This is a genomic window from Natrinema ejinorense, assembly GCF_002494345.1.
GTDB classification, from domain to species: domain Archaea; phylum Halobacteriota; class Halobacteria; order Halobacteriales; family Natrialbaceae; genus Natrinema; species Natrinema longum.
In genome coordinates this window covers 40,797-67,184 of record NZ_NXNI01000001.1, presented here as the reverse complement: position 1 = coordinate 67,184, position 26,388 = coordinate 40,797, and the positions used below count along the sequence as shown (strand labels likewise).

Here is a 26,388-nt window from a genome sequence, read left to right as displayed (position 1 = left end):
GGGTAAAAACGTCGGTCGCCCGGGCGTCGCTGTGATATGTTCTCGTACGACAACGATTAAGCACCAGCCCGAAGTGTACCGACTCATGTCACGGATTTCCGACACGGATCGCGAGCGCATCGCCGAACTCTTCGATCGACACCTCGAGGTCGGACTCCATCACGGGGCCCAACTCGCCGTCTACGTCGACGGCGAGTGCGCCATCGACCTCGCGGGCGGCGTCAGCGGGCCCGAGGGGCCGGACGAGACCCGCGAGACACGCCACGTTCTCTTCTCGAGTACGAAACCCTACGCCGCGGTGACCGTACACTCCCTCGTCGAGGAGGGAAAACTCGGGTACGACGATCGGGTGGTCGACCACTGGCCCGAGTTCGCCGACGAGGGGTCCGAAAAGGCCGAGATCACCGTCAGACAGGTACTCAGCCACACTGCGGGGCTCAACCAGGGCGAGATCGACGACCGACCCGACCTCTGGGGCGACTGGGACGCCGCCGTCGAGAAACTCGAGGAGATGGAGCCGAACTACCCGCCGGGCGAGGTGCCGGCCTACCACGCGCTCACGTTCGGCTGGCTCGTCGGCGAACTCGTTCGTCGGGTAACGGGCACGCCGATCGAGGAGGCCGCAGCCGAGCGCGTCTTCGACCCGCTCGGGCTCGACGACACCGGCATCGGCCTCCGGGAGGACGAGGACGACGACGTGGCGACGCTGGTCGGCTTCGACGCGTTCGACCGCTGTCGGGATCCCGGCGAGGGACTCGGGGACAACGCCGAAGTCGCGGCCCCGTTCAACGCGGAAGCGGTCCACCGAGCCGTGATCCCCGCCGCCAACGGGATCGGCACCGCGGGCGACATGGCCCGCTTCTACGCCTGCCTCGCCAACGGCGGCGAACTCGAGGGAACCCAGCTCCTCGAGCCCGAAACCGTCGAGGAGATGGCGCGCCTCGAAGCGGAGACGGACGCGGACGGAACGCTCGGCCGGGAAGCGCGGTTCGCGCTCGGGTTCTGGAAAGGCGGCACCGCAACCGCGCCGTATGGCTCCCTCTCTCCCGAGCACGTCTTCGGCCACGCCGGGCTGGGAAGCAGCGTCGGCTGGGCCGACCCCGAGGAGAACGTCGCCTTTTCCTATGTGACGAACGGTGTTCGGGAGGGGTCCTACGAACACGTCGCGCGCGTGAACGCGCTGGCGGACGCGGTTCGGCAGGCGCTCCGGTAGATTCGATCGGCGGGAGACGAGCCGTTTGGGGAAGCTATATGCGCCGCCCTCGGCAACCTCTCGCCAATGAGCGTCGATCTCGTCGTGCGCAACTGTACCGTCGTTACGCCCGCGGGTCGCTCCCCCGATTCGGGCGTCGCCGTCGAGGACGGCACCATCGTCGCCGTCGGTCGGAGCGATCGGCTCCCCGACGCGGATCGCGTCCTCGACGGCGAGGGGAACGTCCTCGTCCCCGGCGTCGTCGACTGTCACATCCACAACCGCGAGCCCGGCCTCGAGTACAAGGAAGACTGGGAGTCGGCCACGCGAGCGGCGGCCGCCGGCGGCGTGACGACCGTCGTCGGAATGCCGAATACGGACCCGGTCATCGACCGGCCCGAGCACCTCGAGTTGAAATTCGAGCGCGGCGAGGCCTCGGCCCACGTCGACTTTCAGAGCTACGCGGTCGTCACCTCTGAGAACCTCGATCTGATCCCGGAAATCGACGAGGCCGGCGCGCTGGGCTACAAGATCTTCCTGGGCTCGACGGTCGGCGACGTGCCCCCGCCAGGCGACGGCGAAATCCTCGAGGCGATGGAGCGGATCCGCGAGACCGGCAAGCGGCTGGGCTTCCACGAGGAAAACGGCGAGATAATCGACTACTACACGGAGCGGTTCAAGTCCGAGGGGAGAAACGAACCCATCGACCACTCCCACTCCCGGCCCGTGATCGCCGAGCGGGAGGCCGTCGAGCGGATGCTCACCTTCGCCGAGGAGACCGGTGCGAAGATCCACATGTTCCACGTCTCGTCGGGATCGGCCGCCGAGGCCGTCGCCCGCGGGAAAACTCGTGGGATCGACGTCACCGCCGAGACGACACCTCACTACCTCTGGTTCACCGAGGACGTCATGCGACAGAAGGGCAACGTCGCCCGCGTCCAACCGCCGATCCGGGACGCCGACGAGCGCGAGCGACTCTGGGACGTGGGCATCGACGACGGCGCGATCGACTGTATCGCCACCGATCACGCACCGCATACGCCAGCAGAGAAACTGGTCGACGATCCGTTCGGGAACACCTGGGACGCGATTTCGGGCTTCGTCGGCCTCGAGACCGAGGTTCCGGCCATGCTCACCTTCGTCGATCGGGGCCGGCTCACGCTCGAGGAGTGGGTGCGACGCCACTCGACGCGGCCGGCCCAGGTCTGGGGGATGTACCCGCAGAAAGGGTCGCTCCAGATCGGGACCGACGCCGACTTTACCGTCGTCGACCCGGATCGGGAGTGGACGCTCGAGGATCGGACGGCGTTACACTCGAAGAACTGCGTGACGCCCTTCGAGGGCGAATCGTTCACGGGGAGAGCGGTCGCGACCGTCGTCCGCGGCGCGGTCGTCGCCGAGGACGGCGACGTCGTCGGCGAGTCGGGGTACGGAACGCGCGTCGACGTCGACTGAACGTGCCTCTCGTTGCTGCTCGTCGGCCTCGGACGGCTAGCCGCCCACGCACTCCGTGAGGCGGGTCTCGAGGTATCGGCCCGTCGGGGTTCGTCGTCCGCGCGCGTTTTCAGGTCGTGAAAGTGGCAGCCGGTTTATATTCACACGCCGGCCTTCCGGCCTCAGTAGGGAACGGCAGCCATGAGTGACGAACGAACCGAAGCCGGCGAGAACGACGAAACGAACGGAACGGACAAAACCGAACAGCTCAGGTCGGTGTTTCTCTCGGTCACCGGCGGCGAGGCGGAGTCGGTCGTCGAACCCCAACGGGAGGAATCACGCACGCGAGAACTGCGGGGCGAGGAGCGAACCGACGAGATCGTCGGCCCCGCGGAACACCACGGGCTCGACGACGCGATCGACGATCCAGAGCCCGGCTGATCGTCTCGTCGACGACACGCAGATCGTTTCGATTCAACGAACAACTCGCCACATGAAAACTACGACAGAGACAACCCGATGTCCGCCACCCAGTTAGCGATCGAGGCAACCGATTTACGGAAACGATTCGGCAACACGCTCGCCGTCGAGAGCGTCGACCTCGCCGTCGAGCGGGGGACCGTCTACGGCTTTCTCGGCCCGAACGGGGCGGGCAAGACGACCACGATGCGGATGCTGACGACTCTCACTCGGCCGTCCGCGGGCGACGCGAGGATCGTGGGCACCCCCGTGACCGACCGCGACGGGGTCCGCGACGCGATCGGCTACCTGCCCGAGGACCCGCCCGTGTTCGACGAACTGACCGGGTACGAACAGCTCGAGTACTTCGCACGGCTTCGCGATATCCCCGCTTCGGCGGCGGAGCAGCGGATCGACGCGTGGCTCGAGCGCTTCGATCTGGCCGGCGATGCCGGGAAACGGATCGAAGAGTACTCCAAGGGGATGCGCCAGAAGATCGGGCTCGTTCAGGCGCTATTGCACGAACCCGACGTGCTCTTCCTCGACGAGCCGACGAGCGGACTCGACCCGCGGGCCGCCCGAACGGTCATGGACGCCATCGCGGAGATGGCCGCCGAGGGTCACACCGTCTTCCTCTCGACGCACATCCTCCCCGTCGTCGAGGAGCTCGCCGATACCGTCGGTGTGCTCTCGGACGGCCGAATCGTCGCCGAGGGAGCTCCCGAGGCCCTGACTCGGCAGGTCGAAAGCGAGTCGGACTCGACGCTCGAGGACGTCTTCCTGGCGGTCACGACCGACCACGGCGCGGCGGTACAGTGACGATGGGCACGCGAGAACACGTCGTTACGATCGGTCGCCTCGAACTCAGCCGCCGCTGGCGGGTCCTGTCCGGAAACACGGCCCAGTTGATCGCGATCGGGATCTCCGCCCTGTTCTTCGTCCCGTTGGGGCTCGGCGGGATGATCGGGACCTACCTCTTCGGTTCGGGAGTCGCGTCCGGAGAGATCGAAACGCCGCTGTCGCTGACCCGGCTCGGATTCGTCTACGCGTGGCTGTTCGTCGCCGGTTTCGGCGGCTATCGAGCGTACGCGACGGCGCTCCGCCCGGACCGCCTCGAGGGCTATCTGACGACCGTCTCCCACCGGGAACTGCTTGCCGGCCTGCTGCTGGCAGAGTGCGTCGTCTGGGGAGCCCCTGCCATCCTGATCGCCGTCGGCGGGTCACTCCTGTTCGCCGCGGGAACCGGATCGGTGCTGTCGGCACCACTCCTCTTTCTGACCGTTTGCACGACGCTGGCGACGGCGCTCACGACTGGCTTCCTCGTCTCGCTCACCATCAGAAACGCCGGCGTGCGATCGAAACTGCTGACGCGACTCCGGTCGGTCCTGTTCGGACTGCTCGCGATCGCCTACTTCGGCGTCATTTTCACGCAGTCGTTCGCGTCCGTGCTCGAGCCGCTGTATCACCTCCTCGAGCCGACACCGATCGGCTGGTACGGCGACCTCGCGCTCGTGGGCTCGGTGTCGGGGGCATCGATCGGTCGCAGCGCCGGAACACTGCTCGCGAGTGGCGCGTTCCTGCTCGCGAGCGCCGCCGCGTTGCCCCGACTCGCGGCCGGAGTCTGGTACGCCGACGGCGTTCACATCGAGCACGAAGCCGAGCCCGAATCCTCGTCCACGGGGAACCGACTGTCGGGACTTCTCCCACAGCCCGTACTGGGCGTCGCGACGGCGGATTGGAAGCGAGCGCGGCGAGCCCCGATCACGCTGACGTTCGCGGTCTATCCCCTCTTTCTGTTGATCAGTCCCGTCATGAACGCCGTCCAGACGGGAACGATCGGCCGGGGGCTCCCGATCTGGATCGTCTGCTTCGGCCCCTGGATCGCCGGCGCGTTGTTCGCGCTCAACGTCGTCGGGAACGAAGGGGCCGCCCTCCCGGCGACGCTTCTGAGCAGGGCCCCCGGCCGAGCGCTCGTCGTCGGACACGTCGTGGCCGGTGTGCTCCTCGTGGGGCCGGTAACTCTCGTGACGGTCGTCGGACTCGGGGTAGCGAGCCCCCACACGATGGGGGCAGTCGTCACGCTTGCCGTGAGTGCGCTCGTACTCACCGTCTTCGCCGGTCCGATCGCCACCGGGATCGGCGCGATATTCCCCCGCTTCGAGGAAGTCAGCGTCTCCCGGAGCACCGAAGCGATCGTCCCGAGCATGCTGGCGTTTACCGCCTACTCGCTGGTCGTCTTCCTCGTTGCGATGCCGACGCTCGTCGCCCACAGCTCGATCGTCGGCCACGCGATCGCGTCGGCGATCGGCCCGTCACAGGCCGTCGTCCGCATCGTCGGAACGATCGCGTCGTGTACGCTCGCAGCGATCGCCGGCCTCCTCTCGGCAGCCTACGCGGTCCGTCGCGTCGAAGGGTTCCACTTCGATTGAAAGTACTACGCGGATGCAGGAGGTACCCGGATACGGGATTCACGTGGCCCCAGGTTTCGCCGGCGGGGCCGCTCACTCGAGGTCCGCGCCGACGGCGTCCTCGACCGACGAGAAGCCGTCGCGCTCGAGCAGGTCCGAGAGCCCGCGATTGATCCGGGTGGCGGTCGAGGGTCCCTCGTAGACGAATCCGGTGTAGAGTTGAACGAGGGATGCACCGGCGCGGATCTTTTCGTAGGCGCTTTCGGCCGAATCGACGCCGCCGACGCCGACGATCGGCAGGTCGCCGTCGGTATAGTCCGCCAGCGAGCGGATGAGGGCCGTCGAGCGATCCTCGAGGGGCTTCCCGCTGAGCCCGCCCCACTCCTCCCGTCGGGGCGACGTGAGCCCCTCGCGGCTCGTGGATGTGTTGGTCGCGACGATGCCGTCGAGGTCGAACGCCCGGACGATGTCCACGAGGTCGAAGACGGATTCCTCGGGCTCGTCGGGGCCGATCTTGACCAGGATCGGCACGTCCCGATCGTTTTCGGCCTCGAGCGTCTCGAAGATCGTCCGCAGATGCTCGGGCGACCCTTCGTCGAACTCATCGGGCGTGTTCGGACAGGAGACGTTCACCACGACGTAGTCGGCAAACGGCGAGAGCCGATCGAAGACGCGCCGGTAGTCCTCGATGGCCTCCCGCTCGCTCGAGGTGTTCATCTTGCCGACGTTGACCCCCAGCGGGATGTCGGGCGTGCCGTCGGCCTCGAGTCGGGACTTGACGCGTTCCATCCCCTGTCCGTTGAACCCCATCCGGTTGATCATCGCCTCGTCCTCGCGCAGGCGGAAGAGTCGAGGCCGGTCGTTACCCGCCTGCGGGTAGGGCGTGACGGTCCCGATCTCGACGAAGCCAAAGCCCAGGGCCGCGAGCGCGTGGGTCACTTCGGCGTTCTTGTCGAAGCCGGCAGCGACGCCGACTGGGTTCGGAAACGTGGTGTCGAACAGGTCGACCTCGAGGGCGGGGTCGTCGTACCGATACGCATACGAAAGCGCCGTTCGCGTCGGCCACGTCGACTGGGCCGCCCGGAGCGTCCGTTTGCCGAGTTCGTGGGCCGTCTCGGCCGGGAGTTTGAACGCGAGGGGGCGGAGCCGCGAGTACAGCGTCATTGCTCCCACGTCGGGCCGGACCACAGGTAAACGTCTCGAAGGGCTCGAGGACCAATCGACGCGAACCGGTACCGACTAGCCGGACGTGCACAGCGAAACGGAAGAACAGTTCGGAAGACGCGAATCAAGTGTGGGACCGAATCGGGCAGGGGAGCCGACCGTCGACGGAGCGGCTCAGTTGTTGTAGCCGTGACCCGCGTAGAGGGCGAGGACGTTGATGGCAAGCAAGACGACGAACGTCAGCGTGACGGTCGGATCGCCGAGCCCCTGTGCGAGGAGCGGGAGATGGATGAAGGGTAAGGCGATAGCGATCCAGAACGACAGGAACTGTGCGGGGCCTTTGAGCGAGCGGCGGATTCGGTCGGAGTACTCCCTGAGGAGTTTTGCCTCAGGGTCCGACGGGGCGATCGATTCGTTCGACACGGTGGAGGGGTTTGACATGGGGTCGGGACACCTCTTCTCGAATAACACATTCAGCCAGACGATCATATAACGGGTTGAATATTGGCGTCATTTCGATCCGTTTCACCCTCGAGATCGGCGTCAAATTACTTTTTTATACTCCTTCAGAGATACTTAGACATTTTATAATTTGATCTGAGAGCGTTTTGCTGAATCGACGTCGATCGGCGTTCGAGCCGACTATCGAGCGTCGGTCAGCGATGCGTGGACTGCGACGAGCGGAACCCCCTTGTACCGGGGGCAGCATCACTCTCTCATGAGCGAGCGATCGGCAACTGTCACGCGCGAAACGGCCGAGACGTCGATCGAGTGCACGCTCGAGATCGACGGCACCGGAACGGCCACGGTCGACACCGGCATCGGGTTCTTCGATCACATGCTGACGGCGTTTGCCAACCACGGCCTGTTCGACCTCGAGGTCACCTGCGACGGCGACCTCGAGATCGACGATCACCACACGGTCGAAGACGTCGCGATCGCACTCGGAACGGCGCTGGACGAGGCCCTCGGCGATCGATCGGGGATCGTCCGGTACGCGGATCGCCGGGTCCCGCTGGACGAGGCCATCGCTGGCGCAGTCGTCGACGTGAGCGGGCGGCCGCGGTTTTACTTCGACGGGAACTTCTCCCAGGAATCGATCGGCGGGTTCACGAGCGACATGGCGCGTCACTTCGGGGAATCGCTGGCGATGAACGCCGGCCTGACGCTCCATCTCGAGGTCACGGGCGAGAACGCCCACCACGAGGTCGAGGCGCTGTTCAAGGCCCTGACGCGGGCCCTCGACGATGCGACGCGACTCGACGAGCGCCGAGACGGGACGCCGAGTACGAAAGGAACGCTGTAGCAGGTCACGCACTGGCTCGGGGATCGGCCCCAGCCGGACTCCGTCGAACACCAACGATCGGCTACGTCCGGCGGAGTTTCCCTCGCTTCTCGACGAACTCGCCGTCCTCGATCGCGTGGTCGACGATCGCCTCGACCTCGTGACTCTCGAGGTCGTAGGCCCCAGCGGCCAACGTTTCGACGGCGCTGCGTTTCATCGGGAACTCGCGGTTTCGGAGGAGCCGGACGACCTTGTTGTACGCCGCCGGTGGCCGGCTCGACGAGTCCGTCCGCTCGGTCACGGCCGTCGAAGAATCGGCCGAATCGGCTTCGGAGTCGGGTTCCGCGTCGGTCGCCGGGTCCGATTCCGACGACTCCGTCTCGGCCGGCGAGTCGGACGCCGGCTCCGACGGGGCGCTCGAGTCGGCCACCTCGTCGACGCCATCGTCGTCCGGTCGCTCGCCACTGCTGTCCGCCTGAGCGTCGCGCTCGAAGGTAATCCCCGCTTCGAGTACCGATTCGGATCGCGACCCGGACTCGCGTTCCGATTCGGGGTCCGGTTCGTCCTCGCCCGCCGGGGAACCGGCTCGATCGTCGGACGCACCAGTCGGCTCGGAGACGGTCGCGTGAGGAGCCGACGTCCGGGATCGGCTCGCCGTCGATTCGTCGGCGGTGGCGACGGGAGTCCCCGTGCCCGTCCGGTCGCGATCGACAGTCGCGTCGCGGTCACCGTCGACAGCGTCGGCCCCGGCACGGGCGAGCAAGGGTTCCAGCAGGGTCTCGAGTCGCTCCTTGCAGTTCGAACAGCAGACGACGCGGCGCTGCTCGGCGTCGGTCGGCTCGAGTTCCGGGGGGACGATCTCGAACGTACCGACAGCGTCGGCCTCACAGAAGTCACAGCTCCGGAGTTGGCGCATACTATCGACTGTCACGGAGACAGTAAAAAGGCATTCGTCGGACGGTCACCCGGCGTGACGGATCGCCGGCGGTTCCCGCGCCACCGGACCCGCCGCTGCGGAGCCGACCACCGGGCATTATACCGGCGCGTGCGTACACTCGGCAACGAATGTTCGACGAGATCATGGAGAAGTTCGAGGGGTCGCCGAGTCAGCAGGCCGTCATCCGACTGCTCCTCGAGCGTGGCTTTTCGGTCAACGACGATGGCCGGGTCGTTTCCGGTGGAATCGAGATTCCGAACACGGGAATCGCCCGCGAAATCGGTGTCGATCGCCGGGTCGTCGACTCGACGACCGACGTCATCCTCGACGATCCCGAGCTGCGCCGGATCTTCCAGAACATCTCGCAGGTACCGAGTCTGATGGATCTGGCACCCGTGCTCGATCTGACGGTCCTCTCGATCGAAGTGATCGACGCCGAGCAGAAGGGGCTCGTCGCCACGGTCACGGGAACCCTGGCCGAACACGGCATCTCGATTCGCCAGACGATCAGCGAAGATCCCGAGTTCACCGACGAACCCCGGCTCTACCTGATCACCGACGAGGAGTTGCCGGGCGAGGTGATCACCGCGTTGCGCGACCTCGAGTTCGTCCGGAAGATCGAGATTCAGTAACCGGCTGCTCGGACGGACTCCTGTCGGTCAGTGCCGACCCAGCGGCGACCCGCCTGCGGGTGCGTCGGGACCCAGCGACACCTACCTGTCTCCGTCGTCGCGTTCGCCCTCGACGTCGACGGTGTCCGCGTACTCGTCGAGCACCGACGCGAGCGCGCTCGTGAGTTCCTCGAATCGCTCCATCGACATGTCGTCGGTCGTCACCCAGACGCCGTGTGGGCCGCGAATGACCCGCGAGAGGTAGCCGTTTTCGAACATGCGAATCGTCGCCTGATACTCGCCGAGTTGCGTGTTCCGGTAGGCCGACTGCGAGCGAAAGCCAAGTCGTTCGTGTTCGGCGAAGCCGATCAGGTCTGCGGTCTGCTCGAGGTCGGATCGGAGGTACAGCTGTTCGACCTCGTCCTCGGTGAAGTAGGTGATACTACGGAGTTCGTCGCCGACCGTCGTCCGACAGACGCTGTGTATTTCATCTGCGAGTTCCGAAGCGATAGTTTCCCCGTCCATGTGTGGACAAAGCGCACGCAGTAATAATAGCCTACGGGTCCCAGCGAAACGTACCCGGGAGCCGAACCAGTTCCCGAGGCGACCGAAAAGCGGGACCGACGGGCTCTTTTCGCCGGCGGCAGTATCGCCGGCTATGGCCGGCCTCGAGTTGCGACATCTGCGGCGAGACGTGGAGGGTGGACGGCCGTGAGCCGGGCATACCGCACCGTTGTGGCGCCGGCTACCGCCGAGTTCGTCGTCCAGGGCTCGGAGTTCATCGGCCACGTTCGGCCCGTCGAATCGGTCGACGCCGCCGAGGCCTTCGTCGACGCGGTCCGCGAGGAGTACGCCGACGCGACCCACAACGTGCCAGCCTATCGCGTCCGGGCCGGCGACGAGGAGACGGACGGCTACTTCCTCCGGGAGTACTCCAGCGACGACGGCGAGCCCTCCGGCTCGGCCGGGAAACCGGCGCTGAACGTCCTCGCACAGCAGGACCTCGAGAACTGCGCGGTCGTCGTGACGCGCTACTACGGCGGGACGAATCTCGGCGTCGGCGGACTCGTCCGAGCGTACTCCCGCGCGGTGAAAGAGGCAGTCGACGCGGCCGGCATCGTCGAGGAGCGACCCCACGAACGGGTCACGATCACCGTCGAGTACGACGACTCCGGAACCGTCCGGTCGATTCTGGAGAGCGAGGGCTACGAGTTCGAGGCCGACTACGAGGCCGCGGTCAGCTTCGACGTTCGCGTCCCGCTCGCGGAGGGCGAGGCGTTCCGGGATCGCGTTCGGAGCGCGACGAGCGGACGAGCCGACCTCGAGTGACGAAGAACCCCGAGCAGGGCCTGTGTGGCTGGCTCGACTCCATCACTCCGCGACTGCGCTCGGAACACCGTCAGGCAAGTGGCGTTCGATTTCCGCCCGAATGGCCTCGAGCTCCGCGAGTTCGTCACGATCGAAGCGAACGTCGAACAGGCCGCGATCCAGAACGAGTTCGTCCTCCCGGACCCGAACGTGCGAGACGTCACTCCACGAGACGAGCGATCGGGTATACGGCCGTTGTTTGACGAGACCGGCATCATACACGCGGATTTCGGGCGTTTCTCCCACCGAACCCACCCGCCAACGGCCCTCGACGAGACTGCTACACACCCAGAACGCCGCCAGACCAGCCCACAGCATCGACTCCGCCCAGTCGCCACTGGCGGCGGCGGTCGCCCCCAAGAGGGCCCAGGTGGCGAGCAAAACGGCGTCCAGTTTGGGGCTGCTCGGGGGCTGCCACTGCCACGTCGCTGCAGGTTCGTCCCCCGTCACCGCGTTCACGGCGCGGCTCTGGGCCATCCATCCGAGGACGGCCCCGACGATGGCGACGACGATCCCCGCTCCGAGTGTCGCGTTGGTGAATCGTGAGGGGAACGCAGTCACCAGCGAGGCGGCAGTCGCCATCCCGAACGGACCGGCCAGGAGAACGATCGCCGATCGCCGGCCGCGGGTTCCGCCGAGCCACACCGCCAGCCCGCCGGCGTGCCTCGCGAGGGCGATCGCGACGAGACACCCGCTCAGGAGAGCGACGACCGTCGCTCCGAGAACGACGATCGACGGGCGGTCCGTCAGGGCCAGGACGCTCGCCACGATGCCCGCGAGGAGAACGCCGACGTACCCCCCGAACGCGAGTCGAAACGCCAGGTCCGATCTCTCGGTGGCCTCCTCGCCGCGCTCGAGCGAGCGACTCGAGTCACGATCAGTCACGACCGAAGGGACGGTCAGTGGTGTTAAAATAGTAATGAGAGTGGCGACTGTCGACGACTCGAAGACGGAGGCCTCGCGTTCGAGTGATCGGCTCGTCCGGTTCGAACCGCTGACGGGATAGCCGGCCGAACGGTAGTCGATCGAAAGCGAGGGGATCGGTGAGAACCTCTATACCGCTTTCGAACGTTCGCTTCGGTATGGACAAAAACGTCGGCGGATACGACCGGCTCGGCCGGTTCGTCCTCGCGGCGGTGTTACTGGTGATCGGGTACCGAAACCGAAATCGGACGGCTGGTACGCTCCTGTTCATCGCCGGGAGCGACCTCTTCGCTACTGCGGTTATCCAGCGATGTCCGATGAACGCGTTGCTGGGAATCGACACCTGCGAATAGGGTCGATAGTACCGCGAGCATCGCACAGTCCCGGAGATCGCTCGACCGCTTACTCGGCGAGATCGTAGGGCGCGACGTCGTCGACCGGCGGCGCACCGATCGCGACGACCGAGACCGATCCCTCGGCGTCGTCGGGATTGTACGCTCGGTGTGGGGAGTTGGGTTTGGCCGCGAACATCGAGCCTTCGGGTACGACGGGGTCTTCCTCAGGTGTCTCGACGTGAAGCGGTCCCGAGAGGACGAGGAACGCTCCTCCTGGGTGTCGTGGACGTGGGAGGCCAGCGGCAACTGCTCGCCCGGCTTCGCGTCGAAGTGGTTGATCGCGACGTTGTCCATCCCGGCCGCCTCGCTCAGTCGGCGGAGATCGCACGGTCGGTCGTCGGCTCGCTCGAGGTCGTCCGGATCGACGACGCTGTACTCCATAGACGTTCCACTCGCGGGGATCCGCGAAAGTCCGTCGGCACCCGGTTCCGCCCCGACAGCCGGCCGGAGCGACCGAATCAGGTCGTCCGGAACGCGCGGTCGCCGGCGTCGCCGAGGCCGGGGACGATGAAGCCGTCCTCGTCGAGGCGGTCGTCGATCGACACCGTCAACAGGTCGGCTTCGTCGAACGCCTCGTTGACCCGAAGCAGTCCCTCGGGTGCCGACAGCGCCGAGAGAACGATCAGGTTCTCCGGCTGGGTCGCGTTCTCGACGACGTGCTCGAGGACGGTACACATCGTACTCCCCGTTGCGAGCATCGGGTCAGCGATGATGACCGTGTCCTCCTCGTGGATTTCGGGCAGCTTCACGTAGTCGACCGTGATCGGGAAGGAGCCGTCCTCGGCCCGGCCGGCTTCCTCGTCGCGACTCGCGCTGATAACACCCTGTCGCGCTCGTGGGAACGCTTTCAACAGCCCTTCGACGAACGGCGTCGCAGCGCGCAAAACGTTGATGATGACGACGTCGTCGAGGCCGCGGACCCGCTCGCCCATCGTCTGCTCCAGTGGCGTCTCGATCTCGACGTACTCGGTCTCCATTCGGCCGTCGATGATCTCGTAGCCACAGATTCGGCCGAGTTTGACCAGCCCTTTGCGAAAGCTGACCTGCTCGGTCTCGACGTCTCGCAGGCGCGAGAGGGTGTCCTTCGCCAGTGCGTGCGTGATGAGATAGGCGTTATCGCGGTCTTCGATCGTCATACCCGTATGGCCACTCGCCGGGTAGTTCACAGTATCGATCAGCAGCGAACGGCGACCCGACGTGTCGTCTCGCGGAACTGACCGGAGTTACCGCGCGGTCGATCGCCCGAAACGCCGTATTCGGGCCCGTGATTGCCGACACGGTCGTCCGGATGGCCACCGAGAGCCGCCCCAAGCGCCGGCAGGACCAGCACCATCCCCACGTCGCCGAGACGATCGGGGTGATCGAGCGGCCGATCGATTCCAGTACGACGTCCCTCGAGTTGGTCGGTGGCCACGAAACGAGCGGTGGACAGCGGATGGATGGGCACCGAACCGGGGGTGGGATGATGCGTGAGTGGGGAGCGGGAACGCAGGGGACGGTGGCGGGCAGGGAACGGGTGGGCAGCAGTAGAGTACTCACTGAAAGCCACTGCACACTTAATCGCCCGACAGCGTCGCGAGTAGTGTGGAAACCGTTGCAGCGGCTCCGAGAGCTCACCACGGCCGACGATTTCCCGGCCAAGCAGGTCACGGCAGAGAAGTTTATACCGATCCGCACGCTATGACTCGCCCAGCCGAATGGAAGAGAGCATCTCGGGGTTCAAAGTTCGCGGTGACTGGGGCGATATCGTCGAACACGGCGAGCGCATCACGCGCGCCCTTCGAGACGTGGACGTTCACGATCCTGACGAGGACGACGGCGCGGACTTCGCACGCGCCTTCGAGGAGTGGGACGAGTGGCGACCCAAGGCCCACGAAACGCTCGAGTCCGACGTCAGCGAAAAGACCGCCGATCAGGCCAGCGTCGAGGAGGGCAAAGGCGAGAAAGCGGGCAAAGAGCCCGACGAAGACATCAAAACCGCCGGCGAGAAACTCTCGGAGTCCTACGAGCAACTCGAGGACGACGACGCGGGGGCCGCGATGGACAACTGGAAGGAGTCGGTCGATTACGTCGCGCGCGCGGCCGACTCCGCGAGTCGGAAGGCCTTGCGCCGCGTCGAGGACACGGTCTATCAGAACGTGATGACCCAGCTCGCGCCCTACTACTTCGACAACGAACTCGTCAGTGCCAACGTCCAGCAGTCGACGCGAAACGGCGACAACGGCGAACAGTTCGTCTTCGAGGTCAACGTCAACGACGACGAACTGAAAGAAGAGGTCTCCGACCGCCTCGCAGAGTACGAGGACGAGATCGACCGCTGGCACGTCGAAGTGGAGAAAAACACCGACGCGGCCGAAGCGATCGAGGGTGCGGAGCCACCACCCGAACCCGACGACAACTCCAGATCCACGACGAACTGAGACGGCCGACCGACACACCGACTCGGGGCCTACGCTGACAGCTACAGGTCGGCACACACTTGTAGGGGCCGCCAATATGAACCGGATAGATGGTCGAAATCGCCACGCTCGGGACCTTCGCCGTGGCCGCACTCGCGAGTCTCTTCATGGCCTGGGCGATCGGCGCCGGCTCGAGCGGTTCGACACCCTTCGCACCGGCGGTCGGCGCGAACGCGATTTCGGTAATGCGGGCGGGCTTTCTCGTGGGACTGCTTGGCTTCAGCGGCGCGGTGCTCCAGGGGGCGAACGTCTCCGAAGCGGTGGGGACCGAACTGATCGCCGGCGACGTCACGCTGTCGTCGTTGGCCGCCACGATGGCCCTCCTCATCGCGGCCGCGCTGGTGGCGATCGGCATCTTCACGGGGTATCCGATCGCGACGGCGTTTACCGTCACGGGAGCGGTCATCGGCGTCGGACTCGCCATGGGCGGCGCTCCCGCGTGGCCGAAATACACCGAAATCGCCACGCTGTGGGTGTTGACGCCGTTCGTCGGGGGCGGCATCGCGTACGCGGTCGCCCGGGCGCTTCGCGCCGACGCACTCTCCGAGGAGTACCTCGTCATCGTCCTCGCGGCGCTCGTCGGCGCGATCGTCGCCAACATCGAGTTCGCGATCCTCGGCTCCGGTTCCGGCGGGGCGTCGATCGCACAGGCCTCGAGCGGCTGGATTCCCGGGCCGGCGATCGCCGGCACCGCCGTCGCGACGCTCGCGATCGCGGTCGTCTGGGCGGGTGTGATCGCGTTCGACCTCCAAAGCGGAACGGAGCAAGGTGAGCGCCACTTCCTGCTCGTCCTCGGCGGCCTCGTCGCCTTCTCGGCCGGCGGCAGTCAGGTCGGGCTGGCGATCGGACCGCTGATTCCCCTGTCGGGCGAACTCGACCTCCCGCTGCTGGCGATGCTCGTCGGCGGCGGGTTCGGCCTCCTGCTCGGCTCGTGGACCGGCGCACCCCGAATGATCAAGGCGATCTCGCAGGACTACTCCTCGCTGGGGCCGCGGCGATCGATCGCGGCACTCATCCCGTCCTTTATCATCGCGCAGGCCGCCGTCTTCTATGGCATTCCGGTCTCGTTCAACGAGATCATCGTCAGCGCGATCATCGGGAGCGGCTACGCCGCTGCGGGCGCCGGTGGTGGCGTCAGTCCCCGCAAAATGGGCATTACCGTCCTCGCGTGGATCGGGTCGCTGGCCGGCGCGATTATCGTTTCCTACGCCGGCTACACCGCTGTGGGCGCAGTCCTGCTCTGACGCTGTCCGTCGAACCCGATGCTGGCTCGAGCGCGAGCGGTACGTGAACCGGTTCGGCCGGCAGGACGAGCCGTGTGACATCGAACGGTCTTTACACGACGGGTCGTGAGTTCGGGTATGGAAGAGGACGCCGTCGACGGGACCGCTGGGAGCGGCGGGGACGACGAGACGATCCAGTGGCGACGGGACGCCAGCACCTCCCGGACCGTACGCCTCCTGTGGGCGTTCGGCGTCGGTACCTTCTTCGCCGCGATCGGCACCGTCGTCTGCTGGCGACTGTACAGGCTCGCCGGCGAAGCCGCCGGGGGAACCGGCCGAACCGTCGTCATCGCCCTCATCGTCTCGCTGGCCGCGACGACGCTCGCGATAGCCGGCTCGAGTCGGACCGAACGCCACCTCGAGCGGCTGACGCGGCGGCTCCCGATCGACGCTCCGTCGGGAGTGAGCCTCCATCGGGCGACGGACGCTGCCGTCGGGACGGTCGTCATGGGAGCGGTCATCGGCGTCCTGATGGGAATCGGTCGCTACGTCTCGCGGAACGAACTCCTGAGCGTCGGTGCCGGCCCGTTTACCGGGCTGGCAGCACTGCTCGTTCCGGGCGCGCTCATCGCGCTCGTCCTCGCCTCGTTCCTGCAGTCGGTCGGCGCACTCGACCGCGAGGAGCGGACGATCTACCTCTACGAACCGGAACAGGCGATCGACCTCACGCTCATCGAGCGCGTCTCGATTCGACAGTTCGGGGACGTCACCGTCCTCAGGCTCAGCTACGCCCAGCCGGACGGCCAGTACGTCCAGGGGCCTCGTCGGATCGTCGTTCCGCCGGCAGTCGCGCGCGACATCGCTGCGCTCGTCGGATCGGAGCCCTGATACGGACTCCTGTCAGTCAGCGTCGGCGCTACCCCACGGCGGTTCGGGGTTGTGCCGGAAAATCGGTACAGCGGACCGTATCGTTCGTCACTCGTCGTTCTCGTCGATCTCGAGCGGCGTGGTCTCGGTTTCCGTCTCCGTGTCGCCGTTCTCGTCGGGCACCTCGAGTTTCTTGAGGCGCGCTTTCAGAATGCGCGTGTTTTCGACGGTCTCGACGGTGATACGAACGCCGTCGTAGGTGATCTCCTCGCCCTCCTCGACGAGCCGGCCGGCGCGGTTGAAGATGAAGCCGGCGATCGTCTCGAACTCCTGGCCCTCCGGGAGATCGATCTCGAGCGATTCGTTGACGTCTTCGATGTTGACCTCGCCCCGGACGAGGACGGTGTCCTCGTCGATCTCCTCGATCGGTTGTTCCTCGCCGCCTTCGAGGATCTCGCCGATGATCTCCTCGATCATGTCCTCCATCGTCACCAGCCCCTCGGTGGTGCCGAACTCATCGATGACGATGGCCATGTGCATCCGATTTTCCCGCATCTCGGTCAACAGTTCGTCGACGTTTTTCGACTCGGGGACGTGCAGCGTCGGCTGGATGAGGTCCCCGAGTTCCAGGGTTTCGGTCTCTCCGTAGTTGAGATCACGGACGAGATCCCGGATGTGGACGACGCCTTGTACGTTGTCGAGGCTGCCCTCGTAGACCGGGATGCGGGCGTGGCCGCTCTGGATACAGGTCTCGATCGCCTCGTCGATGTCGGCGTCTTTCGGAACCGCCGTCATGTCGAGCCGCGGCGTCATCACTTCCTTGACGATCGTGTTGTTGAAACGGAAGATGCGCGTGAGCATCTCGTGTTCCTCCTCCTCTAAGACGCCCTCGCGCTCGCCGGATTCGATCATCTCCTGGATCTCGTCGCGGGTGACGTACGGCGACTCGATCGCGCCCGTCGACCCGATGAGCTTGTTGATCTGTCGGGTGAGGTAATCGAAGATAACGATCAGCGGAAAGAGGAGGTACTCCGTGGCCTTCAGCGGTCTCGCGATACGGATCGACCACGCTTCCGTGTTCTCGACGGCGTAGGACTTGGGAACGCTCTCGCCGAACAGGAGGACGAGGGCGGTGATCCCGAACGTCGCCAGCAAGACGCCGGCCAGCCCCCCGAAGTGGATCGACAGGATCGCCGTCGCGATCGAAGACATCGCGATGTTGACGATGTTGTTGCCGACCAGAATCGTCACGAGCAGCCGATGGGGGTCGTCCTTGAGTCCTTTGACCAGGTCCGAACCCGGAATATCGTCCTCGATCATCCCCTCGAGGCGGTGTTTCGGCAGGTTGAACATCGCGATCTCCGACGAGGAGAAGAATGCGGAGAGTGCGATGAGGGCGGCGATAGCGACCACTCCGAGAACCGTTACTGTCGACTGATCGAACCCGACACCCACGACCGGGACCTCATAGGCGGCCAACGGGACCGCAAACAGCGGAGACAACGCCATTGATATACAGCGTTATAGCCGGATCGGTTAACCGTTTCCCATTTTACAACGGATCGCGGTCATCGACGCCGGCGACGACACGTTTACCCGGCCGTTTCCCCTACGTTCGCCCATGAGCGAGGCTGCCACCCCACCGATCACGTTCTACCGGCTCCAGGGCTGTCCGTTCTGCGAGCGGGTTACCCGGCTGTTGAACGAGTACGACCTCTCCTACCGATCGCGGTTCGTCGAACCGATGCACTCCGAGCGCAACGCCGTCAAACGCGTGGCCGGGGTTCGAACCGTTCCCGTCATCGTCGACGAAAACACCGGCGTCACGATGGCAGAAAGCGCCAACATCGTGGGCTACCTCGAGTCGACCTACGGCGAGGGCGACCGTTCCGACGCAGGCGCGGCGGACGCGGGAGGTGACGACTGATGCCCGATTTCGAGGTCGTCGAACTCGGGCCGGCCGACCACCCCGAACCCGGCGACACCGCTCCCGAGTTCACCCGGCCGCTGGTCACCGACGAGTTCTGGGAGGACCGGACGCTGTCGGAACTCGTCGCGGAGACCGAGGGCCGGACCATCCTCGTGTTCACCCCGATGACGGGGTCGTTCCTCGCGAAGTACGTCTGGGACGAGCTCACGGAGCGAAACTGGGACGACCGCGCGGGCCGGGTCGTCGGCGTCACGGCCTCGACCCCCTACGGCGTGAAGCGACTGCTCGGCGACAACGGCTATCCCTTCACGTTCTTTTCCGATCCGAGCAACGAGGTCGCGGCGTCGTACGGAATCGAGCACGAGCTCGACGGTATGACCGGCATCAGCGAACCCCGCGTCGCCTTCTTTGCGCTCGAGGACGACCGCACGATCGCGGGCGCGTGGGTCGCAACCGACTGGCCCGACTTCCCCGACTACGACGAGCTCGAAGCGGAGCTGGGCCTCGAGTGAGGTCTCGAGACCGAACGATACCTTTTTGACCGACATGAGCCGAGTTCGAATCGAATGAGCGAGTTCGACCGCGCGGCCGAAGCGATCGAGGACGGCGGTCTCGTCGTCTACCCGACGGAGACGGTCTACGGCCTCGCCGCGGATGCCCTCGCGCCCGCCGCCGTCGAGCGGGTCTTCGAGGTGAAATGTCGAGACCGATCGAAGCCGATCTCCATGGCGGTTCCCTCGGTCCCGTCGGCGCTGCAATACGTCCGCGCGACCGAGCGGGAACGGCAGTTCATGGGCACGTTTCTCCCCGGCCCCGTGACGGTTCTCTGTCGGCGACGCGCGGCCGTCCCGGACGAACTCACGGCGGGGCAGGACCGCGTCGGGGTCCGGGTGCCCGACCACGCGGTCGCGCTGCGACTCTGTGAACGGGCCGGCACGCCGATCACCGCGACGAGCGCGAACGTCAGCGGCCGGGAGAGCGCGCGCCGGCCCGCCGACCTCGATCCCGAGATCCGCGAGGCTGCGGCCGTCGTCCTCGACGACGTCGACGAGCGAGACTCGTCGTCCCGTCAGACGGAGTCTGACGACGGCAGGACCGAGAGTACCGTCGTCGACGTCTCGAGCGAGACGATCCACCGCCGCGGCGCGATGGCCGACGAGATCGAGGCCTGGCTCGAGGATTCGTAACGGCGCGAGCCAGCGGCCCGTGGAAGAGCGTCATCCGAACCCGAGCAACGACCGCAGCGTCCGCGTCTTGACCCCACACTCGGCCGTGAACTCGCAGGACTCGCACTTCGAGCGGTTAGTCGTCCGCGCCGGCGGGCCATCTAACTCGCGAACTGCCCGCAACGCGCTCCGATACTGCGCCTTCCGTCGCGTCGTCAGCTCTATCGAACGGATCACGCCGTAGGCCGGATACTCGAGCCAGGCCCGCTCGACCGACTCCTTGTGTTCCCAGGCCAACGCCTTCGCGGCCGCGACCGCGTGAACCGATTGGGACTCCCAGACGCCGTTCTCGGGTGGCGCTCCCGAGGACACCAGCGCCGGCTCGAGCGGATCGGGAACCACCTTGTGGACGATCCCGCGACAGTGGCGGCCGGTTGCGAGGACGTCCCGTCCGCGAGGGTTCCGGAGACGGTCCCACTGGCCCGCATCCGCGAGTCGCCGTCTGGTCGCCGCCAGCCGCTCGCGGTACCGAACCGACGGGACGGCGATCGGTTCGGCGTCGAGGTCGCCCGGTGGAGCCTCGAGCAGCGATTCGTACCGGGGCTCGAGCGCGCGGATCGAGTCGACCTCGGGTGGCGGTTCGCGATCCTCGGCCGGGAGTCGCTGCTGATAGTAACACTTCCGGAGACAGTAGGCGGCGGTCCGCAGGTCGCTAAACGAGACGGGAGTCTGGGTCACGATCCGTCTGGCCGCGGCTTCGTATAAGAAGTCGCGCTCGGAACGGCGGTGCAAGCAGTCGTACCGAGCGCGCCGTGGGCGCGCTCGGCCTTTTTCATCGAAGTTTTTGCGCGGGGTTCGAGCGAGCGGAGCGAGCGAGGACCCCGCGTAAAAAGTTCGGTCTTAGAAGTCCACCTCAGTTTCCATCCCCTCAGTCGCGTCCTCGAGGCCGTCCTCGCGAACGTCGGTCGTCATGCGCTCGGTGATGTCGGCGTCCGCGAGAATGCTGTCGAACTCGTCGCGGTACCGGTCGTTGGCCGTCCTGGACTGGTCTTCCGCCGCCGCAACGCGACGGTAGCGACGGATCCGACCCTCGCTGACGTCGTACTCCGCGGCGAGCGTTGCGTCGTCTTCCTCGCGGTCGCGGATCGCCGCGAGATCGACTTCGTCGGCGTCGTCCTCGCCCACCAGATGCAAGGAGAGTCGGGCCTCGAAGACGTCCTCGGCGTCGACGCCGAGTTCGTCGGCGAGCGCCTCGTCGCTCCGGTCGTCGTAGAACCCCCTCGCGACCGCGATCAACTCCTCGTCGGAGAGCGGCGTCTCGAACGCGTATCGCTCGCGCATCTGCTGGACGACGCTCTCGAGTCGCTCCGCGTCCGATCGTTCGTCTCGCTCGAGGGACCCCCGGGTATCCTCCTGCGATTCGGTGACGGTTTCCTCGCCGTCAGTGACGTCGGTGAAGATATCTCGGAGTTCCTCGGTTTTTTCGTTCATGAGTGGACACTCCAGACGGGAGTCTATTTAAGCCTGTTGCCGTTTTGCCTTGGGAAGGGAGCGGACAAGGTCGGAGTTTGACCGGGACCAGGAACGCGCGCTGGTGTCGCGATCCCGTCGGCGATCGTGTCAGTTCATTTTTGAGTACGCCATCCCCTGAAAAACTAGTGGACGTTACGTAGGTTCCTATTGGAGATTTGAAGGTTAGCTGTAGCCGAGATTGCTCCTTCGACGAGCCGGTTCGTTACTCGAAACCGGTAGGACGTACCGGGGGCGTTGTACTCACACACGACCCACAGTGAATACGGCGACGCAGGCGTAATTGTTGCTAAATACAAAGAGTTTATTTATTCAACCTATTAACTAATATCTAAGGATGCATAGAGTATTTGCCGCTGGGCTCGGCGCACAAGTAGTGCTACTCGTCGGCATCGTCGGAACGGTAGTCAGCGACTCCTTTTCGTTCTGGCCCCCGGGCGACAGGGATTGGCGTTTCTGGACGTATTGGACGGCGAGTACGATCTTTACCGGTTCGGTCCTGACGATTACAATTCTGAACAGTGGGACACTCGCAGTGCCGCTGTGGATCAGGTACCTCGGTGGCATCGTTCTCGCGGCGAGTGTCGTCTTCACCGCCGTCTCTGCGTATTACATTCGAACCGCAACGCTCGGACTCGAGGGCCAGTTGTACACTGGCGGTGCGTACCGATACACCCGAAATCCACAGTACGTCGGGTTCATTGGGATCGCCGTGGGACTGATAGCGACGGCGGCGGCGAAACTACTCGTTCCGCTGTTGGCGCTTTGTATCGTCTGGCTGTGGATTCACCCTCGCCCCGAAGAAGCGTGGTTGGCCGAACAGTACGGGAGCGAGTACGAGGAGTACTGCGAGGATGTTCCCCGATTCGTCGACGAGAGGACCTTCCGTAGACTTCTCAAAGACATGGGAAACCAGGGCTGAGTCGGACTGCGACCGCACAGCGGAAATCATTAATAATATATATTTTAATTTATTATACTGAAGTATGGAAGAAATGTCGAATCAGGCGATACTCAGCGGTGCGTTCGTGGCGGTCACCGGGGTTTACCTGATCTGGTCGACGGAAACGGCGCTGCTCACGATTCGGCGGATATCGAAGATGCTCCCGATCACGCTCGCGTGGATCGCGTTGACCGGGGTCGGAATCGTGGTTGCGATGAAACCGATCGGCCTCGAGGAGGTAGAGCGGAGTAATCTCGTTGGCGTGACCGTCGCGATGACGCTCGCCCACTGGGGTCAATGGTTCATAAACGATATCACCGACAAAGAGATCGACAAGGAGGCAAACGCCGACAGAGCCACCACGCAGGGACTCATTTCGGAGCGCGAAGCGATCGTAGTCGGAGTCACGTTGATGGTATTCGCTGTCATGTACGGTGCCACCGTCAACTCCCTTGGATTCCTGAGTGCCCTGGCCTGGGTTCTCGCAGCGATGATATACACGGTCCCTCCAATCCGTCTGAAAAACGGAGCGATATCGAGTCTACTCTGTTTCGGTATCGGTGGATTCCTTTCCGTGATTCTCGGCAGTGCGGTCGTCGGAACCTCCCCGCCGGCCGACGCGTGGCAGATAGCAACGGTATTAGCGCTCGTAATTATACTCACGATCTCGTATCAGGACCTCAAAGACGCAGAACACGATGCGAAGGCCGGTATCGATAATCTCGTCGTCCGGTACGGCAAGGATCGACTCACCAAGATACTGGTCGTCGCGCTCCCGTCGACGTTCGTTCTCACTCCGATACTGTTCGACGTCTACTACGTCGTCCCGTTTTTCGCCCTTCTTGGTGGGTTCGGATCGTATATTCTCTGGTCGTGGGACGGAGGAGAGACCACGGACCGCGCTATCACGATCATCAACGCAGTGTTTTTCGTCTCGTTTGCGACCGCGTTTTATTTCTCCTGATCCCGTCGCACGGCCGTAATCGCCTTCGGCCGGATCGGCAGCGGTCCGAATCGCGAGATCGCTACCGGTCGCGGGTACGGATCCGAAGTTCGACCGGTCCCGGATCAAGGGAAACCTTCCACGTGGGATCGAGAGTCTCCGTAACGGGTTCGAATTCGATTCGACGAATCATCGCCGCGAGGGAGAGTTGTAACTCGGTCATGGCGAATCGCATGCCGATACAGTGGCGCGGTCCGCCGCCGAACGGGAAGTACGCATACTCGGGCCTGTCGCAGTTCCAGTCACCGGTCTGCTCTGCCTCAGGGAGCCACCGCTCCGGGCGAAACGACTCGGCGTTGTGCCACCAGCGGTCGTCCAAATGAACGGAGGACAACGGCAACTGAAGCGTAGACTCCGGCGGAATTCGATACCCGCCGAGCGTCGTCGGTTCGTGGGGCTGGCGGTGAATGAAGGGAAACGGCGGGTACAGACGCATCGCTTCGTTGATGACGGCTTCCGAGAGCGTCAGCGAACCCAGGTCATCGATCGTCGGGTTCTGGTCACCACAGACGGTCTCGATTTCGCGGACGAGTCGACGCTGCATCTCGGGATCGTTGGCGAGTAACCAGCAGGTATAAGTCAGCGCGGTCGCGCTCGTCTCGTGTCCGGCGACGAGGAACTGAACGAGCTGATCGGACACCTCGCTCGGTGTGGGCGTCGTGCCGTCGGGGTATTCGGCCGTCGCGAGCAGCGACAGCAGATCGTCGCTCTCTCCCTCCGACTCGCGGTGTTCGTGGACGAGCGATTCGACGAGAGCGTCAAGGTCGGCCATCGCTCGATCGAACTTCCGTTCCGCTTTGCTCGGCACCCACGACGGAAGTACGGACCGAAGGCCGAGCATCTCCGAGTCGACGTACTCGGCGAGGGCATCCACCATTCGGACGACTACGTCCGCGCGTTCGCCCTTAAGGTCGAGATCGAACAACGATCGAGTCAGCACACCCAAGGTAAACGTGGATAGCACCTCCCGAACGTTCACGACCGTTCCGTCAGTCCATCCCTCGACCATTCGAACCGTTTCGCCGACCATATCGGCCGCATATGATTCGATCCGTTTCGGTGTGAACAGTGACTGCAGAAGACGTCGTTGCCGCCGCCAGTCGCTACCCTCGGCATAGAAGACGCCGTCCGGGGCAACGAGGTCACCGAACCTACTCTCGAATTCCCCCTTCCAGAACTCATCGTCACGAGAAACAAGAACAGTCTCGACGAGTTCGGGATCCGAAATCGCCACGAACTCACGACCGAATGCCACGTAGCTCACGACATCTCCGTACTCACCGATTGATCGGACGAAGTCGAGCGGATTACGGACGAACGACAAGGTACTTCCGATGACGGGTAATCCGTCGGGTCCAGGCGGTCGCTCCGCGACGTTCGCTGCAGCTTCCGTATTTCGCCTCAAGTGTGACCTCCTCATCGATACACAGTTCTCATCGAGGCCACTTCTAATAATTGCATAATTATTTCGATTTTATATTATGTATTATAACGACCGACGGAGATCCGGTGGAATGGCAGCTCACCAGTTGCCGACCAAACCATCTCGATAAGCTCATACATTGATTCAAATTAATAGAATTATATAGAAAAATACTTAATCAAAACTAGTTTAAGTCTTAACGTAATGTCAACAAAACACGCCGAAATGAGTATAGAAGCGGCTGCGGAGCAAATTGCGGGGATCTACGAGGACGCCGGGGTAACCCACTCAGGCGAACACGCGACGACGGTCAATCAGTTGACCGACCAACTCCCAGCACTGCAACCGCGGACGCTCGAGGCAGCGAAAACGCTGCTTTCGAGGGAAGGGGCGTTCGATGTCGATAAACTTGCAGTCGAAGAGGACAAGGGGTTACCCTTCGGGGTGTTGATCGCGCGAGAGTACTCGCTGCCGCTCGCGGTCGCTCGCTGGTACACGTACGATCTAAATGCCGACCGTCAGTCGGCGGTCGACATCGATTCCGAGTACTTTTCTGGAAATCTCTACCTGAACGGCATCGAACCCGGCGACTCGGTCACGATTGTCGACGATACGATCAGTACCGGTGGGACGATGATCGCGATGATCGAGGCCGTCGAGAAGGCGGGCGCGACGGTTGAAGAAGCCCACTGTATCGTCGAAAAGACAAGAAAAAACGGCGTCGATCGCGTCGCCGAGGAAACTGGAGTCGACGTAACGACATCGATCGCTATCGAAATCGAGGGAGATAATGTCAACGTCGTCGACAAGTGACGCGTTCCGCGCGTTCGTGACGTTCAATCGGGTGACACCGATCCGCTACTTCGCTATCGACGTGGCTCTGTTCGGGTTCCCTCTGGCGATTACCGCCCCTGATGCCGGAGTCGACCTCACCGCAGGGATTGCGTTCGCGAGTATGCTCCTCATCCGCGGTAGCATCCTCACTCACGACGACTATTTCGACGCCGAATCCGACGCCATCGAGAAACCACACCGTCCGATCCCGTCAGGGTTAGTCACCAAAACGCAGGCGTTCTGGATGGGCGCTGCGATGCTCGGCGGCGGACTGGGACTGGCGGCGCTCGTCGGGCAGTCGTTTCTCGTGGCTGCGACGCTCCTGTACGTGATCTTGATCGCGGACCCGCTCGTCTTCAACCGTCTGGACGTCACCGGTATCTCGACGCTCGTGACGGTGACCAGTATTTCGATGTTCAGCGTGATGGGATGGACCGTCTACGGTGGACTCACGGCAGGACTGGCGGCGATCTTCGCTGCGACTTGGTTGTGGGACATTTGCCACGATACGATCGGTGCGTATCTCGACAGCGATGGTGACCGACGGGCCGGCATAGCCTCGCTCGGCCGCGATTTCTCGCGAACGGCAGTCGCGGGGACAATCGCCGTGAGTCTCACCGTCTCGGTAGCGATTCTGCTCGGCTTCTTTCACCGGGGACTGCCGTCGACCGTCCTTCCGATACTGCTGCTCGCCGGAACGCTGGTCGCGACGCTCTCGTTCGGGAGAAACCGCGCCAGTCCGACGACGGTCCGGCATGCCGTCGAGTGGTACGTCGTCGGAAGCTATGCGTGGCTCGGACTGTTTCACCTCGTCGCTGTCCCGCTGTAAGTGC

The 26,388-nt window shown here is 64.4% G+C and carries 30 protein-coding genes and 1 pseudogene; 19 read left to right on the top strand and 12 right to left on the bottom strand.

The features are described from left to right. The first annotated feature begins 85 nt into the window (after positions 1-85). The 5 genes from CP557_RS00340 (at position 86) to CP557_RS00320 (ending at position 5,514) form a co-directional block, all read left to right on the top strand. On the top strand, positions 86-1,213 hold the full coding sequence (locus CP557_RS00340) for a serine hydrolase domain-containing protein (protein ID WP_097378068.1): 1,128 nt from the start codon (positions 86-88) through the stop codon (positions 1,211-1,213). Between the two features lie 66 nt (positions 1,214-1,279). Then, the gene (gene allB / locus CP557_RS00335) at positions 1,280-2,647 is read left to right on the top strand and encodes an allantoinase AllB (protein ID WP_097378067.1); all 1,368 of its coding nucleotides are present in this window, start codon (positions 1,280-1,282) and stop codon (positions 2,645-2,647) included. 180 nt (positions 2,648-2,827) lie between these two features. Next, positions 2,828-3,067 carry a hypothetical protein gene (locus tag CP557_RS00330; protein WP_097378066.1) on the top strand — a complete coding sequence of 80 codons (240 nt, stop codon included), beginning with the start codon at positions 2,828-2,830 and terminating at the stop codon, positions 3,065-3,067. 78 nt (positions 3,068-3,145) lie between these two features. Further along, on the top strand, positions 3,146-3,904 hold the full coding sequence (locus CP557_RS00325) for an ABC transporter ATP-binding protein (protein WP_097378065.1): 759 nt from the start codon (positions 3,146-3,148) through the stop codon (positions 3,902-3,904). A 2-nt stretch (positions 3,905-3,906) separates the two neighbouring features. Then, on the top strand, positions 3,907-5,514 hold the full coding sequence (locus CP557_RS00320) for a hypothetical protein (RefSeq protein ID WP_245852846.1): 1,608 nt from the start codon (positions 3,907-3,909) through the stop codon (positions 5,512-5,514). A gap of 72 nt (positions 5,515-5,586) precedes the next feature. Here the strand turns inward: CP557_RS00320 and CP557_RS00315 are convergent, their stop codons facing one another. Together CP557_RS00315 and CP557_RS00310 are read right to left on the bottom strand one after the other, a co-directional pair. Continuing rightward, positions 5,587-6,657, bottom strand: a complete 1,071-nt coding sequence (locus tag CP557_RS00315) for a quinone-dependent dihydroorotate dehydrogenase (protein ID WP_097378063.1) — start codon at positions 6,655-6,657, stop codon at positions 5,587-5,589. Between the two features lie 174 nt (positions 6,658-6,831). Beyond that, positions 6,832-7,098 (bottom strand): hypothetical protein, encoded by a 267-nt coding sequence (locus CP557_RS00310; RefSeq protein ID WP_097378062.1) that lies wholly within the window; start codon positions 7,096-7,098, stop codon positions 6,832-6,834. Between the two features lie 277 nt (positions 7,099-7,375). On the opposite strand from CP557_RS00310, the gene hisB reads away from it, so the two are divergent. Beyond that, positions 7,376-7,963, top strand: a complete 588-nt coding sequence (hisB, locus tag CP557_RS00305) for an imidazoleglycerol-phosphate dehydratase HisB (protein ID WP_097378061.1) — start codon at positions 7,376-7,378, stop codon at positions 7,961-7,963. Positions 7,964-8,024: 61 nt separating this feature from the next. On the opposite strand, the gene CP557_RS00300 is transcribed toward hisB, so the two are convergent. Next, positions 8,025-8,858 carry a prolipoprotein diacylglyceryl transferase gene (locus CP557_RS00300; protein WP_097378060.1) on the bottom strand — a complete coding sequence of 278 codons (834 nt, stop codon included), beginning with the start codon at positions 8,856-8,858 and terminating at the stop codon, positions 8,025-8,027. Between the two features lie 149 nt (positions 8,859-9,007). Here CP557_RS00300 and CP557_RS00295 point away from each other — a divergent pair, with 149 nt between their 5' ends. Beyond that, a complete protein-coding gene (locus CP557_RS00295) occupies positions 9,008-9,511 on the top strand; it encodes an amino acid-binding protein (protein WP_097378059.1) in 504 nt (167 codons plus the stop codon). 81 nt (positions 9,512-9,592) lie between these two features. Here CP557_RS00295 and CP557_RS00290 read toward each other — a convergent pair whose 3' ends face one another. After that, positions 9,593-10,015, bottom strand: coding sequence for a DUF7522 family protein (locus CP557_RS00290; RefSeq protein WP_097378058.1), 423 nt, complete (start codon positions 10,013-10,015; stop codon positions 9,593-9,595). Between the two features lie 186 nt (positions 10,016-10,201). Here CP557_RS00290 and CP557_RS00285 point away from each other — a divergent pair, with 186 nt between their 5' ends. Continuing rightward, positions 10,202-10,819, top strand: coding sequence for an IMPACT family protein (locus tag CP557_RS00285; RefSeq protein WP_097378057.1), 618 nt, complete (start codon positions 10,202-10,204; stop codon positions 10,817-10,819). Positions 10,820-10,861: 42 nt separating this feature from the next. Here the strand turns inward: CP557_RS00285 and CP557_RS00280 are convergent, their stop codons facing one another. Next, positions 10,862-11,743: a hypothetical protein gene (locus tag CP557_RS00280; RefSeq protein WP_211290157.1), complete on the bottom strand. Its 882-nt coding sequence runs from the start codon at positions 11,741-11,743 to the stop codon at positions 10,862-10,864. A 197-nt stretch (positions 11,744-11,940) separates the two neighbouring features. Here CP557_RS00280 and CP557_RS00275 point away from each other — a divergent pair, with 197 nt between their 5' ends. Then, the gene (locus CP557_RS00275) at positions 11,941-12,135 is read left to right on the top strand and encodes a YgaP family membrane protein (RefSeq protein WP_097378056.1); all 195 of its coding nucleotides are present in this window, start codon (positions 11,941-11,943) and stop codon (positions 12,133-12,135) included. A gap of 49 nt (positions 12,136-12,184) precedes the next feature. Here CP557_RS00275 and CP557_RS00270 read toward each other — a convergent pair. The 3 genes and pseudogenes from CP557_RS00270 to CP557_RS21995 form a co-directional block, all read right to left on the bottom strand. Continuing rightward, positions 12,185-12,558, bottom strand: a pseudogene (locus CP557_RS00270) (cupin domain-containing protein). Positions 12,559-12,635: 77 nt separating this feature from the next. Beyond that, positions 12,636-13,313, bottom strand: a complete 678-nt coding sequence (gene upp, locus CP557_RS00265; protein ID WP_097378055.1) for a uracil phosphoribosyltransferase — start codon at positions 13,311-13,313, stop codon at positions 12,636-12,638. A 38-nt stretch (positions 13,314-13,351) separates the two neighbouring features. Next, a complete protein-coding gene (locus CP557_RS21995) occupies positions 13,352-13,591 on the bottom strand; it encodes a hypothetical protein (RefSeq protein ID WP_143824992.1) in 240 nt (79 codons plus the stop codon). 283 nt (positions 13,592-13,874) lie between these two features. Between CP557_RS21995 and CP557_RS00255 the strand changes: the two genes are divergently transcribed. The 3 genes from CP557_RS00255 to CP557_RS00245 all read left to right on the top strand — a co-directional run bounded on the left by CP557_RS00255 (position 13,875) and on the right by CP557_RS00245 (position 16,747). Then, a complete protein-coding gene (locus CP557_RS00255; protein WP_097378053.1) occupies positions 13,875-14,597 on the top strand; it encodes a DUF5828 family protein in 723 nt (240 codons plus the stop codon). 89 nt (positions 14,598-14,686) lie between these two features. Beyond that, positions 14,687-15,880: an inorganic phosphate transporter gene (locus CP557_RS00250; RefSeq protein ID WP_097378052.1), complete on the top strand. Its 1,194-nt coding sequence runs from the start codon at positions 14,687-14,689 to the stop codon at positions 15,878-15,880. Between the two features lie 117 nt (positions 15,881-15,997). Beyond that, positions 15,998-16,747, top strand: coding sequence for an LptF/LptG permease family protein (locus tag CP557_RS00245; RefSeq protein WP_097378051.1), 750 nt, complete (start codon positions 15,998-16,000; stop codon positions 16,745-16,747). Between the two features lie 87 nt (positions 16,748-16,834). Here CP557_RS00245 and CP557_RS00240 read toward each other — a convergent pair whose 3' ends face one another. Beyond that, entirely contained in the window at positions 16,835-18,235 is a 1,401-nt protein-coding gene (locus CP557_RS00240; RefSeq protein WP_097378050.1) for a hemolysin family protein, read from the bottom strand. Between the two features lie 112 nt (positions 18,236-18,347). Here CP557_RS00240 and CP557_RS00235 point away from each other — a divergent pair, with 112 nt between their 5' ends. The 3 genes from CP557_RS00235 to CP557_RS00225 are packed head-to-tail and all read left to right on the top strand — an operon-like array spanning position 18,348 to position 19,843. Next, positions 18,348-18,653 carry a glutaredoxin family protein gene (locus tag CP557_RS00235; protein WP_097378049.1) on the top strand — a complete coding sequence of 102 codons (306 nt, stop codon included), beginning with the start codon at positions 18,348-18,350 and terminating at the stop codon, positions 18,651-18,653. Next, the gene (locus CP557_RS00230; protein ID WP_097378048.1) at positions 18,653-19,168 is read left to right on the top strand and encodes a redoxin domain-containing protein; all 516 of its coding nucleotides are present in this window, start codon (positions 18,653-18,655) and stop codon (positions 19,166-19,168) included. Before CP557_RS00235 ends, CP557_RS00230 begins: the two co-directional genes overlap by 1 nt. 54 nt (positions 19,169-19,222) lie before the next feature. Further along, positions 19,223-19,843 (top strand): L-threonylcarbamoyladenylate synthase, encoded by a 621-nt coding sequence (locus tag CP557_RS00225; RefSeq protein WP_097378047.1) that lies wholly within the window; start codon positions 19,223-19,225, stop codon positions 19,841-19,843. Positions 19,844-19,873: 30 nt separating this feature from the next. On the opposite strand, the gene CP557_RS00220 is transcribed toward CP557_RS00225, so the two are convergent. After that, positions 19,874-20,560 carry a hypothetical protein gene (locus tag CP557_RS00220; protein WP_097378046.1) on the bottom strand — a complete coding sequence of 229 codons (687 nt, stop codon included), beginning with the start codon at positions 20,558-20,560 and terminating at the stop codon, positions 19,874-19,876. Between the two features lie 162 nt (positions 20,561-20,722). Beyond that, positions 20,723-21,313: a conditioned medium-induced protein 4 gene (locus tag CP557_RS00215; protein ID WP_097378045.1), complete on the bottom strand. Its 591-nt coding sequence runs from the start codon at positions 21,311-21,313 to the stop codon at positions 20,723-20,725. A 376-nt stretch (positions 21,314-21,689) separates the two neighbouring features. On the opposite strand from CP557_RS00215, the gene CP557_RS00210 reads away from it, so the two are divergent. Together CP557_RS00210 and CP557_RS00205 are read left to right on the top strand one after the other, a co-directional pair. Continuing rightward, positions 21,690-22,274, top strand: a complete 585-nt coding sequence (locus CP557_RS00210; protein WP_097378044.1) for a methyltransferase family protein — start codon at positions 21,690-21,692, stop codon at positions 22,272-22,274. Between the two features lie 64 nt (positions 22,275-22,338). Further along, the gene (locus CP557_RS00205) at positions 22,339-23,259 is read left to right on the top strand and encodes a UbiA family prenyltransferase (RefSeq protein WP_097378043.1); all 921 of its coding nucleotides are present in this window, start codon (positions 22,339-22,341) and stop codon (positions 23,257-23,259) included. A gap of 61 nt (positions 23,260-23,320) precedes the next feature. Here the strand turns inward: CP557_RS00205 and CP557_RS00200 are convergent, their stop codons facing one another. Further along, the gene (locus tag CP557_RS00200; RefSeq protein WP_097378042.1) at positions 23,321-24,718 is read right to left on the bottom strand and encodes a cytochrome P450; all 1,398 of its coding nucleotides are present in this window, start codon (positions 24,716-24,718) and stop codon (positions 23,321-23,323) included. A gap of 228 nt (positions 24,719-24,946) precedes the next feature. On the opposite strand from CP557_RS00200, the gene CP557_RS00195 reads away from it, so the two are divergent. Together CP557_RS00195 and CP557_RS00190 are read left to right on the top strand one after the other, a co-directional pair. Further along, positions 24,947-25,534, top strand: coding sequence for a phosphoribosyltransferase family protein (locus CP557_RS00195; protein ID WP_245852844.1), 588 nt, complete (start codon positions 24,947-24,949; stop codon positions 25,532-25,534). Further along, complete coding sequence (locus CP557_RS00190; protein ID WP_097378040.1) at positions 25,512-26,384, top strand: UbiA prenyltransferase family protein; 873 nt, start codon at positions 25,512-25,514, stop codon at positions 26,382-26,384. The genes CP557_RS00195 and CP557_RS00190 overlap by 23 nt, the downstream gene beginning before the upstream one ends. Positions 26,385-26,388: the final 4 nt, after the last annotated feature.

Coding starts and splice junctions, on each gene's coding strand:
- CP557_RS00340 (WP_097378068.1), top strand. CDS start 86: ATGTCACGGATTTCCGACACGGATCGCGAGCGCATCGCCGAACTCTTC.
- allB (WP_097378067.1), top strand. CDS start 1,280: ATGAGCGTCGATCTCGTCGTGCGCAACTGTACCGTCGTTACGCCCGCG.
- CP557_RS00330 (WP_097378066.1), top strand. CDS start 2,828: ATGAGTGACGAACGAACCGAAGCCGGCGAGAACGACGAAACGAACGGA.
- CP557_RS00325 (WP_097378065.1), top strand. CDS start 3,146: ATGTCCGCCACCCAGTTAGCGATCGAGGCAACCGATTTACGGAAACGA.
- CP557_RS00320 (WP_245852846.1), top strand. CDS start 3,907: ATGGGCACGCGAGAACACGTCGTTACGATCGGTCGCCTCGAACTCAGC.
- CP557_RS00315 (WP_097378063.1), bottom strand. CDS start 6,657: ATGACGCTGTACTCGCGGCTCCGCCCCCTCGCGTTCAAACTCCCGGCC.
- CP557_RS00310 (WP_097378062.1), bottom strand. CDS start 7,098: ATGTCAAACCCCTCCACCGTGTCGAACGAATCGATCGCCCCGTCGGAC.
- hisB (WP_097378061.1), top strand. CDS start 7,376: ATGAGCGAGCGATCGGCAACTGTCACGCGCGAAACGGCCGAGACGTCG.
- CP557_RS00300 (WP_097378060.1), bottom strand. CDS start 8,858: ATGCGCCAACTCCGGAGCTGTGACTTCTGTGAGGCCGACGCTGTCGGT.
- CP557_RS00295 (WP_097378059.1), top strand. CDS start 9,008: ATGTTCGACGAGATCATGGAGAAGTTCGAGGGGTCGCCGAGTCAGCAG.
- CP557_RS00290 (WP_097378058.1), bottom strand. CDS start 10,015: ATGGACGGGGAAACTATCGCTTCGGAACTCGCAGATGAAATACACAGC.
- CP557_RS00275 (WP_097378056.1), top strand. CDS start 11,941: ATGGACAAAAACGTCGGCGGATACGACCGGCTCGGCCGGTTCGTCCTC.
- upp (WP_097378055.1), bottom strand. CDS start 13,313: ATGACGATCGAAGACCGCGATAACGCCTATCTCATCACGCACGCACTG.
- CP557_RS00255 (WP_097378053.1), top strand. CDS start 13,875: ATGGAAGAGAGCATCTCGGGGTTCAAAGTTCGCGGTGACTGGGGCGAT.
- CP557_RS00250 (WP_097378052.1), top strand. CDS start 14,687: ATGGTCGAAATCGCCACGCTCGGGACCTTCGCCGTGGCCGCACTCGCG.
- CP557_RS00245 (WP_097378051.1), top strand. CDS start 15,998: ATGGAAGAGGACGCCGTCGACGGGACCGCTGGGAGCGGCGGGGACGAC.
- CP557_RS00240 (WP_097378050.1), bottom strand. CDS start 18,235: ATGGCGTTGTCTCCGCTGTTTGCGGTCCCGTTGGCCGCCTATGAGGTC.
- CP557_RS00235 (WP_097378049.1), top strand. CDS start 18,348: ATGAGCGAGGCTGCCACCCCACCGATCACGTTCTACCGGCTCCAGGGC.
- CP557_RS00230 (WP_097378048.1), top strand. CDS start 18,653: ATGCCCGATTTCGAGGTCGTCGAACTCGGGCCGGCCGACCACCCCGAA.
- CP557_RS00225 (WP_097378047.1), top strand. CDS start 19,223: ATGAGCGAGTTCGACCGCGCGGCCGAAGCGATCGAGGACGGCGGTCTC.
- CP557_RS00215 (WP_097378045.1), bottom strand. CDS start 21,313: ATGAACGAAAAAACCGAGGAACTCCGAGATATCTTCACCGACGTCACT.
- CP557_RS00210 (WP_097378044.1), top strand. CDS start 21,690: ATGCATAGAGTATTTGCCGCTGGGCTCGGCGCACAAGTAGTGCTACTC.
- CP557_RS00205 (WP_097378043.1), top strand. CDS start 22,339: ATGGAAGAAATGTCGAATCAGGCGATACTCAGCGGTGCGTTCGTGGCG.
- CP557_RS00200 (WP_097378042.1), bottom strand. CDS start 24,718: ATGAGGAGGTCACACTTGAGGCGAAATACGGAAGCTGCAGCGAACGTC.
- CP557_RS00195 (WP_245852844.1), top strand. CDS start 24,947: ATGAGTATAGAAGCGGCTGCGGAGCAAATTGCGGGGATCTACGAGGAC.
- CP557_RS00190 (WP_097378040.1), top strand. CDS start 25,512: ATGTCAACGTCGTCGACAAGTGACGCGTTCCGCGCGTTCGTGACGTTC.